13 protein-coding genes are annotated in these 15,390 nt (G+C 54.0%); 5 read left to right on the top strand and 8 right to left on the bottom strand.

The annotated features are described in order from the left end of the window. Nucleotides 1–3: 3 nt before the first annotated feature. The 6 genes from ACFPMF_RS07105 to ACFPMF_RS07080 all read right to left on the bottom strand — a co-directional run bounded on the left by ACFPMF_RS07105 (nt 4) and on the right by ACFPMF_RS07080 (nt 5,792). Nucleotides 4–777 (bottom strand): 3-hydroxybutyrate dehydrogenase, encoded by a 774-nt coding sequence (locus tag ACFPMF_RS07105; protein ID WP_379842643.1) that lies wholly within the window; start codon nt 775–777, stop codon nt 4–6. An 88-nt stretch (nt 778–865) separates the two neighbouring features. Further along, nucleotides 866–2,398, bottom strand: a complete 1,533-nt coding sequence (malQ, locus tag ACFPMF_RS07100; RefSeq protein ID WP_379842641.1) for a 4-alpha-glucanotransferase — start codon at nt 2,396–2,398, stop codon at nt 866–868. Between the two features lie 187 nt (nt 2,399–2,585). Further along, nucleotides 2,586–3,041: an NfeD family protein gene (locus ACFPMF_RS07095; protein WP_379842638.1), complete on the bottom strand. Its 456-nt coding sequence runs from the start codon at nt 3,039–3,041 to the stop codon at nt 2,586–2,588. A gap of 114 nt (nt 3,042–3,155) precedes the next feature. Then, nucleotides 3,156–4,073 (bottom strand): SPFH domain-containing protein, encoded by a 918-nt coding sequence (locus tag ACFPMF_RS07090; protein ID WP_379842635.1) that lies wholly within the window; start codon nt 4,071–4,073, stop codon nt 3,156–3,158. Nucleotides 4,074–4,430: 357 nt separating this feature from the next. After that, nucleotides 4,431–4,637: a hypothetical protein gene (locus tag ACFPMF_RS07085; protein WP_379842633.1), complete on the bottom strand. Its 207-nt coding sequence runs from the start codon at nt 4,635–4,637 to the stop codon at nt 4,431–4,433. After that, nucleotides 4,638–5,792 (bottom strand): acyl-CoA dehydrogenase family protein, encoded by a 1,155-nt coding sequence (locus ACFPMF_RS07080; RefSeq protein ID WP_379842630.1) that lies wholly within the window; start codon nt 5,790–5,792, stop codon nt 4,638–4,640. Between the two features lie 318 nt (nt 5,793–6,110). Between ACFPMF_RS07080 and ACFPMF_RS07075 the strand changes: the two genes are divergently transcribed. From ACFPMF_RS07075 to ACFPMF_RS07055, 5 genes are all read left to right on the top strand, one after another. Beyond that, a complete protein-coding gene (locus tag ACFPMF_RS07075) occupies nt 6,111–7,442 on the top strand; it encodes a UDP-glucose dehydrogenase family protein (protein WP_379842628.1) in 1,332 nt (443 codons plus the stop codon). A gap of 111 nt (nt 7,443–7,553) precedes the next feature. Continuing rightward, the gene (locus tag ACFPMF_RS07070; RefSeq protein WP_379842626.1) at nt 7,554–8,534 is read left to right on the top strand and encodes a UDP-glucuronic acid decarboxylase family protein; all 981 of its coding nucleotides are present in this window, start codon (nt 7,554–7,556) and stop codon (nt 8,532–8,534) included. Nucleotides 8,535–8,869: 335 nt separating this feature from the next. Beyond that, complete coding sequence (locus ACFPMF_RS07065) at nt 8,870–11,614, top strand: SusC/RagA family TonB-linked outer membrane protein (RefSeq protein WP_379842623.1); 2,745 nt, start codon at nt 8,870–8,872, stop codon at nt 11,612–11,614. 83 nt (nt 11,615–11,697) lie between these two features. Next, complete coding sequence (locus ACFPMF_RS07060; RefSeq protein ID WP_379842620.1) at nt 11,698–13,197, top strand: RagB/SusD family nutrient uptake outer membrane protein; 1,500 nt, start codon at nt 11,698–11,700, stop codon at nt 13,195–13,197. 52 nt (nt 13,198–13,249) lie between these two features. Continuing rightward, nucleotides 13,250–13,828 carry a hypothetical protein gene (locus ACFPMF_RS07055; protein WP_379842617.1) on the top strand — a complete coding sequence of 193 codons (579 nt, stop codon included), beginning with the start codon at nt 13,250–13,252 and terminating at the stop codon, nt 13,826–13,828. A gap of 191 nt (nt 13,829–14,019) precedes the next feature. On the opposite strand, the gene frr is transcribed toward ACFPMF_RS07055, so the two are convergent. Both frr and pyrH read right to left on the bottom strand, forming a co-directional pair. Then, the gene (gene frr / locus ACFPMF_RS07050; RefSeq protein ID WP_379842614.1) at nt 14,020–14,580 is read right to left on the bottom strand and encodes a ribosome recycling factor; all 561 of its coding nucleotides are present in this window, start codon (nt 14,578–14,580) and stop codon (nt 14,020–14,022) included. Nucleotides 14,581–14,669: 89 nt separating this feature from the next. Beyond that, nucleotides 14,670–15,386: a UMP kinase gene (gene pyrH, locus ACFPMF_RS07045; RefSeq protein WP_379842611.1), complete on the bottom strand. Its 717-nt coding sequence runs from the start codon at nt 15,384–15,386 to the stop codon at nt 14,670–14,672. Nucleotides 15,387–15,390: the final 4 nt, after the last annotated feature.

The raw sequence follows: 15,390 nt of genomic DNA, 5'->3' as shown, positions 1-15,390 counted from the left end.
CGGTTATTGGGCCGACCAGCCCCCGTCGATGGAAAGGGCCGCACCCGTCAGGGTTGCGGCCTTTTCTGTTGCCAGAAACAGGCACATCGCTGCGATGGATTCGGTCGGAATAAATTGTTTAATGGCCTGTTTGGCCAGCAGAACTTTCTCGGCAACCTCGTCTTCCGAAAGATGGTGGGTCGCGGCCTGGTCGGCAAGTTGCTTATCAACCAGGGCGGTTCGGACGTAGCCGGGGCAAATTGCGTTGGCGGTGATGCCGTACGGCGCTCCTTCCAGGGCAATGGTTTTGGTAAAACCGACTACCCCATGTTTGGCCGCCACATAGGCGCTTTTAAACTCGGACGCCACCAGCCCGTGGGCGGAAGCAATGGTAATAATCCGGCCAAACCGTTGCTGCTTCATGGCGGGCCAGACGGCTTTGGTCAGGTGAAAGGCCGAGCTTAGATTGACGCCCAGAATCGCATCCCATTTTTCTTCCGGAAAATCCTCGATGGGCGAAACATGCTGAATCCCCGCGTTGTTGATCAGAATGTCGATGCAGCCAAAGCGTTGTTCGGCGCGCATCACCAGCGTCCGCAGAGCTTCGGGATGGAGCATATTGGCCGGATCGAACAGGTGCGCGATCTGGTATTCTTCCGCTACGGCCGCTGCGGTTTGGGCGCCGTCCGTTTCCAGCCCGTTGAAAATCAGGTTATAACCTTCCTGTGCAAATGCTTTGGCAATCGCCAGCCCGATGCCGCTGGTGCTGCCGGTAATCAATACGGTTCTTTTCTGCATAACCTGTACGCCTGGACTCTAGTCCGTGATATTTTTTACAAGATTCACGGACTAAAGTCGGTAGGTACGGAAACATACCGTTCCGGGTCTACCAGCGGTTGTATAACGTTACCCATTCCCGCAACTGATGGGCGGCATCCTCCGTCAATTGTTCCGGCAGTAACCGCCAGAGCCAGTTGTTTTGAGCAGCGGCCGGGGTGTTGATCCGGGCGGTTTCGTCGAGCCCAAGCACGTCCTGAACGGGCAGAATAACCGTCCGGGCCACCGAGGCATACACCAGTTGCGATAGCACCAGGTGGACATTGCGTTCGGAAACCGGTTTTCCGGCGTAGTGCCGGACTTTTTTGCGATCCGCAGGCGACAGGTCCTGGCGGAACCAGCCCCGCGTCGTGTTGTTGTCGTGCGTTCCCGTATAGGCGATGAAATTGGGCGTATAATTGTGCGGACTGTGCGGAGACTGGGGCAAATCGTTGTGAAAAGCAAACTGAATCACCTTCATGCCCGGTAAACCGTATGCGTCGCGGAGCTGATAGACCTCCTCGCTGATGTCGCCCAAATCTTCGGCAACGAACGGTAATTCGCCCAGTTCGTTGGCCAGAGTTCGGAAAAAATCATGCCCTGGCCCCGGTTTCCATTCGCCCCGGATCGCCGTCGTTTCTTCAGCCGGAATTTCCCAGTATTCGGATAAGGCCCGGAAATGGTCAATGCGAACCAGATCGAACAGCTTGGCATTTTTACGGATGCGCTGCACCCACCAGTCGTATTTTCGTTCCTTTAATCGGTTCCACCGAAAAACCGGCATGCCCCAGCGTTGTCCTTCGGCGTTGAAATAATCGGGCGGAACCCCGGCGACGGCGTTCAGTTGCCCGTTCGCGTCCAGGCCGAAAATGTCGGGATGAGCCCAAACGTCGGCGGAATCATAACTGACGTAAAATGGCAAATCGCCCAGCAACTGAATGCCCGATTGATGACAGTAGGTCCGCAGTTGCTGCCATTGGCGGTCGAAGAGAAACTGCAACCACTTGATTGGTTGCAGGTCATCGGCCTGCTGCACCGAAAACGCCTGGAGGGCTTCCGGTTTCCGTAACCGGAATTCGGTGGGCCATTGATGCCAGGGGGTATCGTTAAAAGTCCGTTTTAAACCACAGTAGAGCGCAAAATCGTCGAGCCAGGCCGCTTCCTGCTGGCAAAATTCCTGAAAATCAGCAGCGAGGGTGGGGTTTGGTTTTTGACAGAAGGATCGATAGGCCCGTTCAAAGCACTTCTCCCGGACCTGGGCCGCGCCCGAATAATCGACCTGGCTGGTCGCCGGAAGACGCCATTGGGCCAGCTCCGCAGCCTTCAGGAGGCCATCCTGCACCAGCAGTTCAGGACTCAGCAACCCCGTATTCCCCGCCATGCTGGAATACGTACTGTACGGCGAATAACCCGAGCCGGGTTCAATGGGGTTGAGCGGCAGGATTTGCCAGTATTTCTGGCGACTTCGGATCAGAAAATCCACAAAATTCCGGGCTTCCGGCCCCAGATCACCAATGCCGAAGGCCGATGGCAGGGAGGTGACCGGGAGTAATAAACCGGCACTACGTTCACTAACAGGTTGTTGTGATTTTGGAATCACCATGAGCAGATCGTTAGGTCATTGACATTAGGTTGCTGGTTAGGTTAATCCGGTTTTTAGAAAAAAGTTGGAAAATTTGCGGATGAGCGAGGGATCGGCCCGTACACAAATCGCTTCTTAGAGCTTCTAAAACAAAAAACCGGCTTTGCCGGGCCGGTTTTCAAAAGAAGAAGGAAATAGCCGCTGGCAATCAATCCGTCCGTTCAAGGACGGCGCTGGCGGAGGTTACAATCGCCCGGATGCCATCCATGCGTTTGATGACCACCGGCTTTCCGGCCAGAATCGATTCATCGGTGTCCGAAACCGCAATCCACTCGGTGCCCCGGTAGAAAATCCGGCCTTCCCCGTGCGCCGGAATCGTTTGGACAACGGTCGCGCGGTCGCCGACGTATTCGCGGTATTCCTGCTTTTTCGTCCGGGACTCAAACCAGCGCCGGAGCGGTTTTCGACCCGCTACCAGGGTAATGATCGTGACGACGGAAAAACAAAGCAACTGGGCGCTGATGTCAGGGGTCAGGCCCATCCAGGTACACAGCGCCGTTGTCAGGGCGCCAACACCCAGAAAGGCAAACACGAACGAAATGCTGACTAATTCAGCAACCAGAAACAAAAGGCCCAGAATGGCCCATATTTGCAGAAGTGTCATGGTGTTTACGGATTGAAGTGACCGTTTACGGGGTTGGGAATACGGTTTTGGGTGGGTTCACCGGAACAATCGGCGCGTCAGGTACCGAAAACGGAATACCCCAAACCGGAAACGTTAATGCGTTTTTTCCTGTTGCCTGACCACCGTCATCGCACTGGCAATGATGGAGGAGAGGTCGCCGAAATTGGCGGGTAGAATCAGCGTGTTGTTGGTGCGGGCCAGGTTGCCAAACTGGGCGACGACCTGTTCGGCCACCCGGAGCTGAACCGCACTCATGCCATTTTCTTCCTGCATGGCGATTGCAATTTTGCGGATGCTTTCGGCGGTCGCGTCGGCGATGGACTTGATGGCTTCGGCCTGCCCGGACGCTTCGTTGATCTGCCGCAGTCGCAAGCCTTCCGATTCCAGCACCACTTTTTGTTTCTGCCCTTCGGCGATGTTGATCGAGGATTGTTTCTGTCCTTCCGATTCCAGAATGACGGCCCGTTTTTCGCGCTCGGCCTGCATCTGTTTCTCCATCGCATTCAGCACGGTTTGCGGGGGCGTAATGTTCTTGATTTCGTAACGCAGGACCTTGACACCCCAGCCGATGGCGGCTTCGTCGATGGCGTGAACCACCGCCTGGTTGATCGTGGTGCGTTCCTCAAAGGTTTTATCGAGTTCGATTTTCCCCATTTCGCTCCGCATCGTGGTCTGCGACAACTGACTGACGGCAAACCGGTAGTCACTGATGCCGTACGAGGCCTTCATCGGATCGATGATCTGGATAAAAATAACGCCGTCGACGCGCACCTGCACGTTGTCGCGCGTGATGCAAATCTGCTCCGGAATATCCAGGGCGGTTTCTTTTAGACTGTGTTTATACGCAACGCGGTCAAAAAACGGAATGATAAAATTAACCCCCGGTTGCAGTACGGCGAAAAACTTCCCGAGCCGTTCAACGACGTAGGCGGTTTGTTGCGGAACCACTTTGACCGTGGCAAAGACTACGACCAGGGCAAGAAAAGCAAGCGTAAGAAAGACATATCCCATGAGTGGCGTACGGTTAAGATGATTTCAATATACGGTAAATCTCGGAGAATTTACTGGATACATCCAAGATCGATCAGGATAGGTAGAAAAAAACATCAATGAATGGTTAGAGCGCGGGATGGCCCTGCAAAGAGGAGGGCGCTCCTTGGCCGGAAAATGTTCAAGTATCGAAGCCGCAGAACGCTTACTGGCCGGAAGAAGAAACCGCCTTTACCGGTTTTTAGGAGCAATCAAGCAGCAGAACCGCCCTGCGAAAAGCTTTAATCTTCTTTTAAAGCCAGATTAATAGCATTTTAATTCAAAAAAAAGACCTTTCTGACTGAAAATCGAAATGGTTGGAAAAACGTTAAAAGCGGTTCAGATGATGAAAACGTTCGGGCTGGCTGCCGTATGCCCGGCAGCCATTGCGTAGAAAAAACCGGCTATATCCACTGCCACCACGACCGTCGTAGAAGGTAACACCAGGCGATGGTCAAAAAATGCGACAAGAAAGCGGAAAAGAAAAGTAGGTTGGTTGAACTGTGAAAAGGCAGAAAAAGCGGGAAGGCTTTCCCGCTTTTTCATTTAAGAGAGCAGCAATCGCGAAATCACCACCCGCTGAATTTCACTGGTTCCTTCGCCGATGGTGCAGAGTTTGGCGTCGCGGTAATATTTCTCAACCGGAAAATCTTTGGTGTAGCCGTAGCCACCGAAAATCTGCACGGCTTCGTCGGCGGTTTTGACGGCTACTTCCGACGCGTAGAGTTTGGCCATGGCCGACTCTTTGGTGACCGGTTTGCCGGCATCTTTCAAATCCGCAGCCTGGTAGGTGAGGAGTTTGGCCGCTTCGATGGTGGTGGCCATATCGGCCAGTTTAAAACCGATGGCCTGAAACCGGGCAATCGGCTGCCCGAATTGCTGGCGTTCCTGAGCGTATTTCAGCGCGTGTTCATACGCCCCCAGCGCAATGCCGAGGCTCAGGGCGGCAATCGAAATCCGGCCACCATCCAGAATTTTGAGCGCCTGCACAAAACCGTCGCCGACTTCGCCCAGCCGCTGGCTGTCGGGAATCCGGCAATCCTGAAACAGCATTTCGGTGGTTTCCGACGCCCGCATCCCCAGCTTGTCTTCTTTTCGGCCTCCCGAAAAACCGGCTGTGCCGCGTTCTACAATGAAGGCAGTAGCGTTGTGGGGTGTGTTGGGTTCGCCCGTTCGGGCAATGACCACGGCCACGTGGCCACTTTTTCCGTGGGTAATAAAATTCTTCGATCCGTTCAGCACCCAGTGATCACCGTCCCGGACGGCGACGGTCCGCATGTTGCCCGCGTCGGAACCGGTATTGGGTTCGGTCAGCCCCCAGGCCCCAATCCATTCGCCGGTAGCGAGCTGGGGGAGGTAGTGCTGCTTTTGAGCGGGCGATCCAAAGGTCAGAATATGATTCGTACAGAGGGAGTTATGGGCCGCCATCGACAGACCAATCGCGCCGTCGACTTTCGAGACTTCAACCAGTGCGCTGACGTAGGCTCGGTAATTGAGTCCGGCACCGCCGAATTCTTCGGGAACCAATACGCCCAACAGCCCCAGTTCGCCCAACTGGCGCATGGTTTCCAGCGGAAAGTGCTGCGTTTCGTCCCATTCCCGAACGTGAGGCAGAATCTGGCGCGCGGCAAAATCCCTGACGGTCTGGACAATGAGCTGACTTATATCCTCTACTTGGTTTTCTACAATTTCTGATGTCATAACAGTGTGGTAGTTTTGAGAATTTACAGGCTGATTTTAGGAATAATCTACGACATATTAACGTGAGCGCCAAGTGGATCGTCCAAATGGGGGAATCCGGTTTGGAGCAATTTATTTTACGGGACTTACGGGGTGTTGGTTCTGCGTTGGGCCGCTCGCTTTCCGGACGAACAGGACCTGTCACTCACAAATTCAGCAAGAAAGAGTCAGAATTAGGTAAAAAAAACTATTTTTGTTGGCTGCAAGCAACGTATATAAAAAGTACAAATCAGTTGCCTTCCAACCAACCATCTTCTCAAATAAATCTATCTTACTGCTATGAAATTAGCCGTTATTGGAACCGGATACGTCGGACTTGTGACGGGGACGTGTTTTGCCGAAACCGGAAACCAGGTTACCTGCGTTGATATCGACGAGCGAAAAGTTGAAAAGCTCAACAACGGCATTATTCCGATTTATGAACCGGGTCTGGACGTCTTGTTCAACCGCAATACCGCCGAAGGCCGTCTGAAATTTACGACCAACCTGGCCGAAGGGATTGAGGGTGCGGAAGTTATTTTTCTGGCCCTGCCGACTCCTCCGGGCGAAGACGGCTCGGCCGACTTGAAGTATATTTTGAAAGTAGCCGACGACCTGGGGCCGTTGCTGAAACAATACGCCGTCATCGTCGACAAGAGTACGGTGCCGGTTGGCACCGCCGAAAAAGTGTGGGTGCATATTTCGCGGGGTGCGAAAATCGACTTCGACGTGGTTTCGAACCCCGAATTCCTGCGGGAAGGCGTTGCCGTTGACGATTTCATGAAACCCGACCGCGTGGTGATCGGGACAAAATCGGAGAAGGCCAAGGCCGTCATGAACAAGCTGTATGCTCCGCTGGTTCGGCAGGGCAACCCGGTAATTTTCATGGATGAACGTTCGGCTGAAATGACTAAATATGCCGCCAACGCTTTCCTGGCCGTCAAAATTTCGTTCATGAACGAGATCGCGAACCTGTGCGAAAAAGCCGGGGCCAATGTCGACGACATTCGGCGGGGGATTGGAACCGACAGCCGGATTGGCAAGCGGTTTTTGTTCGCCGGCATCGGCTACGGCGGAAGCTGTTTCCCGAAGGATGTGCAGGCGCTGGCGAAAACTGCGCAGGAATATGAGTACGATTTCAAGATTCTGAAGTCGGTCATGGACGTGAACGCCCGACAGAAAGGCAAACTGCTGCCCATGATCAAAGCCCATTTCGACGGGGATCTGAAAGGGAAAATCATTGCGGTCTGGGGCCTGGCGTTCAAACCGTATACGGACGATATCCGGGAAGCCCCGGCGCTGGAGAACATCAGAGCGTTGCTGAATGAAGGAGCCAGGGTGACGGTGTATGATCCCGAAGCGATGGACAACGTCCGGAATGTGTTGGGCAACCAGATTACGTACGCCCACACCTCCTATGCGGCTCTGGACGACGCCGATGCGCTGGTGATCATGACCGAGTGGCCGCTGTTCCGGACGCCGGACTTCAACAAAATGAATCTGTTGCTGAAAAATAAACTGATTTTTGACGGTCGGAACGTTTACGAACTCGATCAGATGAAAGAAGTGGGATATACCTATTACAGCATTGGCCGCGAAACCGTTACGCCGGAAGTCGCCCAACAGGCCTAAATCAATCAGTTAACCAAAAACAAATCAGACCATCAGTTTGCCGTTCAGGGTTTATACCCGCCATGGGCGTTTTTACGTATAAACAAGGAACGAAAGACTGATCATTTATCTATGAAACGCGTACTCATCACGGGCGGAGCCGGTTTTCTGGGGTCACACCTTTGCGATCGCTTCATTAAGGAAGGCTATCATGTCATTGCGATGGATAACCTCATTACGGGCGATATCCGCAACATCGAACACCTGTTCCATCTCCCCAATTTCGAGTTCTACCACCACGACGTATCGAAATTCATTCACGTGCCGGGTGAACTGGATTACATTCTCCATTTTGCGTCGCCCGCCAGTCCGATCGATTACCTCAAAATCCCCATTCAAACGCTGAAAGTGGGGTCGCTGGGTATTCACAACTGCCTGGGTCTGGCGCGGGTCAAAAAGGCCCGGGTGCTGATTGCCTCGACGTCGGAAGTATACGGTGACCCGACGGTGCACCCGCAGAATGAAGATTACTGGGGAAATGTCAACCCGGTTGGCCCCCGCGGTGTATACGACGAAGCCAAGCGGTTCCAGGAGGCCATGACGATGGCCTACCACACCTACCACGGCCTGGAAACCCGGATTGTCCGGATTTTCAACACTTACGGCCCCCGGATGCGACTCAATGACGGACGGGTTTTGCCGGCTTTCATCGGGCAGGCGCTGCGCGGAGAAGACCTCACGGTTTTTGGCGACGGGAGCCAGACGCGCTCATTCTGCTACGTCGATGACCTGATTGAGGGCATTTATCGCCTGCTGCTGAGTGATTATCCGTATCCGGTCAACATCGGGAATCCCGGCGAAATCACGATCAAGGAATTTGGGGAAGAGATTATCAAGCTGACGGGTACGAAGCAGAAGCTGATTCTGAAACCATTGCCGACCGACGATCCAAAGCAACGCAAACCGGACATCACCCGGGCGCAGGAAATTCTGGGCTGGGAGCCGAAAGTGTCGCGGGAAGAAGGGCTGCGGATTACGTACGAATATTTCAAGAGTCTGCCGGAAGAAGAACTCTACAAAGCGGCTTACCACCGGGAGTTTGTAAAGAAATAACAGACACTGGTTCGTCAGCGAAAGCCCGGGCCTGTCCATAAAAAATCGGGTCATGGCAAAATGGTAACCCGCACGGACTAAAGTCCATACGTGTAAATAACCGGTTTAATCTTCTGGTAACAGAGATTAAACCGGTTATTTGCTTTTGATTGGTATTATTCTTGTTACAGTTCGGGTAGTTCTTTTTCGGGAAGTTCTTCCTCTAACCCGTTTCAGGTATGATAGAGTCACCGCCTTTTCGGTGTTACGCAACGTTATTGAAAATAACAAACCGGTTTATTACCACCCATTTAGCTGTTTTATTAACCACTCAAATCCCCCTTGTTGCGGCCATCTTGCCGCCATCCGATGATTCGCTTTCGCTCCGGTCGGGCCGCCTAACCGCCTTTCAGCACACCAGTGCAACCGACACCGTTTCCAGTAAGCGCCTGAACCGGATCAGTACCGCAAATACCATGCAGGCCCTGCAGGGACAGGTCGCGGGTTTACTGGTTCGGTCGAACTCCGGCGAACCCGGCGGGGCGGCTTTCGGGCAGATTCACGGCCCCGGCCGGTTGGGCGATTCCAGTCCGTTGGTGGTGGTGGATGGGCTGATTGTCGGACAAACGGATAACCTGAACTGGCTCGCACCGAATGCCATTGAAACCGTTGAAGTGCTGAAAGACGCCACCGCAACGGGCCTGTACGGCATGCGGGGTGCCAATGGTGTGCTGCTCATCACAACAAAAAAAGGCAGGACGGGTGGCCCACGGGTTTCGGCCGATTTTTATACGGGCGTCCAGCGTGTTACCCAGCGTCCGCAGTTGCTCAACACCCGGCAATACATCGATTTTATCAACGACAGCCGTTCGAACGGTGGGCTGATTCCGGCGTTCAAGCTGACAAATCAGTCCTCGCTCGATACGCTTCTGAAGACCAGTACCGACTGGTTGGGGGCCTTGCTGCGTCCGGCCCCCGTTCGGAGTGCCTATCTGTCGGTTTCGGGCGGAACCGAAGCGGCCCGGTATCTGGTAGCGGCTGATTATTTCAAGCAGGACGGGGTGATTCTAGCCTCTGATTTTGAGCGGCTGTCCCTGCGGCTGAATACGGAGTTTGATTTGTTGGACAATCTGAAAATTGGCCAGAATATGACGGTCGGCCAGACCGTTCAACACGCCAATGAGGGAAGCAGTGGCCGCAGCCCGATCGAACAGGCCCTGAAAAGTGCTCCGTATCTAACGATTACCAATCCGCGCCTGATCGGCGGCTATAACGGAACCACCTACCTCGATGCCGGTAACGACGCGCTTAACCCGATTGGAATGGCAATTCTGGGTAACGACCGGCGAAGTTCCTTGAACCTGATCGGAGATGTGTTCGGCGAATGGACGGTTTTCGATGGTCTGACCTACCGGGCCACGCTGGGGTTCGATCTGCGGAATTTCGACCGCGTGTATTCCCTGCCTGCCTATAACATGGGTGAATACAACATTAATCTCACGGCGTCGCTCGCCCGGGCCAAGCAAACCGCCTACAACACTCTGCTGCACCACCAGTTGAGTTACAACCGTTCGTTCGATGCGCATTCCCTGACGGTTTTGCTGGCGGGGAGCCGACAGACTTACCGGAACGACGATATCATGGCCTTTGCCGACGATTTGCCCGGCAATGGGATTTTGTCGCTTACGGCGGGGGAGTCTTCCCGAAACCGCCGGCTTGGCGGCCAGTACGGTTTTTACCGGATTGTTAGCCTGCTGGGCCAGTTGTCGTATGACTATGACAAGAAATATTGGCTGACTGCCACCATCCGGCGCGATGGATCGTCGCGGTTTGGGCCGGGGCACCGGTTCGGGGCTTTTCCGTCAGTGGGGGCGGCCTGGTATCTGAACAAGGAGTCGTTCATGGAGTCCGTGCCGTACCTGAATACGGTCAAACTACGGGCGAGCTGGGGCAAAACCGGAAACGATAATGTGGGCGATTTTCAGTATGCGTCCCTGATTGCCCAAAACTACAATTATCCCTTCGGCCCGACCAACTCATTTCTTGGGGTAGGGGCTTTTCCGAGTACGCTGCCGAACCCGGGCGTTCGTTGGGAAACCACGACGATGAGCAATGTGGGTCTGGACATCAGTGCGTTGGAAGATGTCGTCAGGCTTCGGGCTGACTATTTCCGGAAGCGGACGACGGATTTGCTCGTGGAAGTTCCGTTGCCCGCGTCGGTGGGCGCTGCGGCTCCCTATACCAACGCCGGGGTGGTTGATAATTCCGGGATCGATCTGAGTCTGACGGCGGAACAACGCCACGAATGGATTTCCTATAGTCTCAGCGGTTTTGCGAGCTGGCAGAAAAACAAGGTCGTCTCGCTCGGTGCCCGGCCGGGGCCGATTTTTGGCGATAAGGTGCATGACGAAGCCGTAACGGCTACGGCGGTGGGGCAGCCTGTGGGAAGTTACTACGGTTTTCAACGCGTGGGTATTTTCCAGAACCGGTCCGAAATCGTCAATAATCCCAGCCTGACGGGGACGGAACCGGGTGATATTCGGTACGCGGACCTGAATAAGGACGGTAAAATTACCGATGCCGATAAAACCTTTCTGGGGAGTCCCGTTCCGACGTTTTACTACGGTTTTTCGGCTTCCGTCAGCGTGATGGGGTTTGATGTGTCGGCTTTGTTGCAGGGCGCTTCGGGCTACCAGTTGTACAACGCGAATGCGTACTGGTTGTACGGGTATCTCGGTCGGTATAACGCCGGAACGCAGGTCCTGAATCGCTGGACGCGCGAAAAACCGTCGACGACCGAACCGCGCGTCGATGCCTCCGGTACGCGAAACTTTCGGGCCTCCGACCGTTTTGTGGAAGAGGGCGGTTATTTCCGTCTGAAATCCCTGCAAATCGGGTATACGTTGCCCGAATCGCTGACGTCGGGTTTTGGGGCAAGCCGGTTGCGGATTTATGTCGGAGGGCAAAATCTGTTTACGAGGACCCGGTATTCCGGTTTCGACCCGGAGTTGGCCACCAACCAGGCCCTGACCGAAGGCATTGACCTGGCGCAGCAGCCCCAGTCGCGGATGTTTCTGGGGGGCATTCAGCTTTATTTTTAAAACCGTTTTCGGAGACTGGTCGGAATTTCGGTAGACCGTTCCCGATCAGCTGCCGAAAACCGCATACCGAATACAATTCACGTATGAAAAAGATACTTCCCTTTCTGCTCGTGGGGGCCCTGGTGATGGGGTGTAGCGAAAAAGCACTGGATGCGCAGAACGTCAATGAACTGACGACGGATAATTACTATAAAACCGAAGAGGACGCGCTCAAAGCGGTCAACGCAGCCTACGCGACGCTGGCATCGCCGGACCTGTATTCACAGATTATTCACCTGACGCAGGAACTGATGTCGGACGAGACGGACGCAACGGTTTCGACCAGCCCGAGTCTGATTGCCATGCGGGAGGCCGAAGCCGATGCATCGAATGAGGTGTTTAACTTTCTCTGGTCGGGCTGTTACCAGGGCGTTTACCGGGCCAATCTCGCGATCACCCGTATTCCGGGTGTCCCGATGAATGAAGCCAAAAAGAGCCGTTTGCTGGGAGAAGCGTATTTCCTGCGGGCGATGTATTACTTCATTCTGGTGACGAATTTCGGCGATGTGCCGCTGATCCTGAAAGTGGTGGACGTAAGTAATCCGGCGGAGAAACAGCCCGCGCGCAGCCCGGTCGCGAGTGTATATGCAGCCATCCTGAAAGACTTTGAAGAAGCCGAAAAACGGCTGCCGGTTTCGTACGGAGACGATGACATTGGCCGGGTAACGCACGGGGCTGCCAAGGGATTTCGGGCCAAAGCGCTTTTGTATCGAGCCAACCTGACCAACAGCCAGGCTGATTATACGGCTTCGGCCAAACTCTTCAAGGAGATCATCGACTCGAACGTCTACGATCTGGTAGCGAATTACCGGGATAACCACACGAATACCAACGAAAATAACCGCGAATCGCTGTTTGAAGTCCAGTTTTCGACCACGGTCAATCCCGGGGCGTCTTGTGACGAATGCGGCACGGGCGGTTTGCGTCCCCTTGAAATGGGCGTCCGGGGCCGGGCCTACAACAACGTGATTCCGTCGGAATGGTACGTCAAGCAGTTTGAGCCCGGTGACGAGCGTTTGCTGGCGTCGGTTTTTGGACCACAGGGCAGCCGGTTTGACGGGCTGGAGTACTACAAAATCCTCGAATACAAGGCCTGGTCCGACATTCTGCCGGTCGATTATGCCGTGCGGAAGTATCAGAAAGATGCCGGAAACGAGTTCGACTGGACGACCGGTTCGGACGTAAACATCCGGTTGCTGCGGTTTGCGGATGTGTTGCTCATGTACGCCGAAGCCATCAATTCGGCGCAGGGGCCAACGGCCGATGCCTATGCGGCCGTTAACCGGGTCCGGGCGCGGGCCGGACTGGACCCCCTGCCCACCGGTTTGTCAAAAACCGGCTTCATGGACTGGCTTATGCACGAGCGGGTGGTTGAGTTGGGGCTGGAAGGCCACCGCTGGCGGGATCTGGTGCGGTGGAAAAAAGCGTACATGGAACTTACGTCCAAAGGTCGCCCGTTTGACGAAAAGAAGCATTACCTGTTCCCGATTCCGGCCAAGGAACGCCAACTGAACCCGAACCTGACCCAGAATCCGGGGTGGTAAAACGGGGTATGAAAGCTAACACGGCCTGTCGGGTTGCATATTGTTAGAAACGATGAAACGGTTTTGGGCAATACTTGGGTTTTGGGTGATGGGTGTTTCGGCTGCGCTGGCACAGAAAATCGATTACAAAAACGCCATCCGTGTGGGTGTTGACTACCTGAGTCTGGATGCACCCGACAGCGGAGGTAATCGGTATCTGGTTCGCTATGCTCGTCACCTTGGAAATGATAGGATTGTATTGGAAGCTAGTTTGGGATACCTCAAAGTGTCGAATAGCCAACTGTTACCCAGTCAGTTCGTATTTGAAGGTCGCCCCCGTAAACGCATCACCACGGATGTCATGGCCTCGTTTGATTTTGTCCGGAATCCGCAGCACGCGTTACGGCTGGGGATCGGGCCTTCGGTCTGGTATCGGGAAGATGATGTTGTCCGAAGTGCCCGGTATGAAGGCACTACAGTGACAATCGAAAACCGGAAGATTGATGAAGTCAATATCGGCGGAAACGTCGCCGTTGAATACGAAATTGTGGTTTTTGACCGAATCAATCTCGGAGTTCGTGCCGGTTTAACGAATTTCAAAACCGCCGGAATCAGCTCGATGGTTGGTTTGAATGGCGGCTTTACATTCTGATGGATTCTGTAATAGGAGGAATCCAGGAGCGTGCTGGCCAAAGTCAACGTGCGCAACATCCGCGAATACCAAAAAGCTGGGAGCCGAACGGGTAAGTGCCGGTTCTAATAGCATGAAAATTGCCGCCTGATTGGACCATCGGGCGGCAATTTTCGGCTGTAAAGCGGGGCCGTTTGGCGGGATACCGGCGTTTAAACCGCCATAATATCCTGTTCCTTCGCGGCAAAAATGCTGTCGATTTTAGCCACAAAACCGTCCGTTAATTTCTGAACACGCTCTTCCCCTTTTTTCACTTCGTCTTCCGAAACACCTTCTTTGGTCAGCTTCCGGATGCCGTCGTTGGTATCTTTGCGGATGTTGCGCACGTTGACTTTTGCCACCTCGATTTCCTGTTTCACCTTTTTCACCAGTTCCCGACGGCGTTCTTCGGTCAGGGGCGGAATGTTCAACCGGATGTTTTCGCCATCATTCGTCGGTGACAGGCCCAGGTTGCTGTTGCGGATGGCCTTCTCGATTTCACCGATCATTTTCTTTTCAAAGGGCTTGATGGCGATAGTCCGGGCGTCGGGTGTCGTGATCGAAGCCACGTTGTTGATGGGCGAATTCATCCCGTAGTATTCCACCTGAAGCCCGTCCAGCATGCCGGCTGAGGCTTTCCCGGCCCGGATCTTCGATAGTTCAATGTTGAGGTGTTTTAACGCCTTTTCCATCGTATCCCGGGCGTCCTCCAGGTATAGCTCAATTTCTTCCATAGTCGTTAAATAAAGGATGAATCAGGAACGAGGGTCGATCGTCGCCCCATCGCCCTGCTTCATCGTTTATCATTCATCGTTAATAAAAATTATCCTGCGATCAGCGTCCCGATGTCTTCGCCTTCGACCAGTCGGACCAGGTTATTGGGCCGATTCATGTCGAAAACGATGATCGGGAGGTTATTTTCCTTGCATAAGGTAAAGGCCGTCAGGTCCATCACGTTCAATTTCTTTTCGTAAACGTCCTGAAAGGAAATGGTGGTATACCGGGTAGCGGTTTTATCCTTGAACGGATCGGCGGTATAAACACCATCGACTTTGGTGCCTTTCAGCACCACATCGGCTTCCACCTCGATGGCGCGCAGGCTGGCTGTGGTGTCGGTCGTGAAATAAGGGTTCCCGGTTCCGGCGCCGAAAATCACCACCCGGCCTTTTTCCAGATGACGAACGGCCCGACGGCGGACGTACGGTTCGCAAACCTGCTCCATTTTAATGGCCGACATCACCCGCGTGTATAAACCGTGCTGTTCGAGGGAACTTTGGATGGCCATCGCGTTGATCACCGTGGCCAGCATGCCCATGTAATCCCCCTGAACGCGGTCCATACCGCTGCGTTCGCCCTGGATGCCCCGGAAAATGTTGCCTCCGCCGATGACGATGGCAACCTCGACACCCATTTCGACGACCTGCTTGATTTCCAGACTATACTGCTCTAAAATCGTCGGATCGATACCGTACCCTTTTTCTCCGCTTAAAGCTTCTCCGCTTAGCTTAAGCAGAATGCGTTTATATTTTAGTTGAGTCATGAAG

This window comes from Larkinella bovis, assembly GCF_042655385.1.
Lineage (GTDB): Bacteria > Bacteroidota > Bacteroidia > Cytophagales > Spirosomataceae > Larkinella > Larkinella bovis.
This window is presented reverse-complemented; position numbering and strand designations above follow the sequence as displayed.

What these genes read in the sequence shown, in the direction of transcription:
- ACFPMF_RS07105 (WP_379842643.1), bottom strand. Translation starts at nt 777, where the DNA reads ATGCAGAAAAGAACCGTATTGATTACCGGCAGCACCAGCGGCATCGGG.
- malQ (WP_379842641.1), bottom strand. Translation starts at nt 2,398, where the DNA reads ATGGTGATTCCAAAATCACAACAACCTGTTAGTGAACGTAGTGCCGGT.
- ACFPMF_RS07095 (WP_379842638.1), bottom strand. Translation starts at nt 3,041, where the DNA reads ATGACACTTCTGCAAATATGGGCCATTCTGGGCCTTTTGTTTCTGGTT.
- ACFPMF_RS07090 (WP_379842635.1), bottom strand. Translation starts at nt 4,073, where the DNA reads ATGGGATATGTCTTTCTTACGCTTGCTTTTCTTGCCCTGGTCGTAGTC.
- ACFPMF_RS07085 (WP_379842633.1), bottom strand. Translation starts at nt 4,637, where the DNA reads ATGAAAAAGCGGGAAAGCCTTCCCGCTTTTTCTGCCTTTTCACAGTTC.
- ACFPMF_RS07080 (WP_379842630.1), bottom strand. Translation starts at nt 5,792, where the DNA reads ATGACATCAGAAATTGTAGAAAACCAAGTAGAGGATATAAGTCAGCTC.
- ACFPMF_RS07075 (WP_379842628.1), top strand. Translation starts at nt 6,111, where the DNA reads ATGAAATTAGCCGTTATTGGAACCGGATACGTCGGACTTGTGACGGGG.
- ACFPMF_RS07070 (WP_379842626.1), top strand. Translation starts at nt 7,554, where the DNA reads ATGAAACGCGTACTCATCACGGGCGGAGCCGGTTTTCTGGGGTCACAC.
- ACFPMF_RS07060 (WP_379842620.1), top strand. Translation starts at nt 11,698, where the DNA reads ATGAAAAAGATACTTCCCTTTCTGCTCGTGGGGGCCCTGGTGATGGGG.
- ACFPMF_RS07055 (WP_379842617.1), top strand. Translation starts at nt 13,250, where the DNA reads ATGAAACGGTTTTGGGCAATACTTGGGTTTTGGGTGATGGGTGTTTCG.
- frr (WP_379842614.1), bottom strand. Translation starts at nt 14,580, where the DNA reads ATGGAAGAAATTGAGCTATACCTGGAGGACGCCCGGGATACGATGGAA.
- pyrH (WP_379842611.1), bottom strand. Translation starts at nt 15,386, where the DNA reads ATGACTCAACTAAAATATAAACGCATTCTGCTTAAGCTAAGCGGAGAA.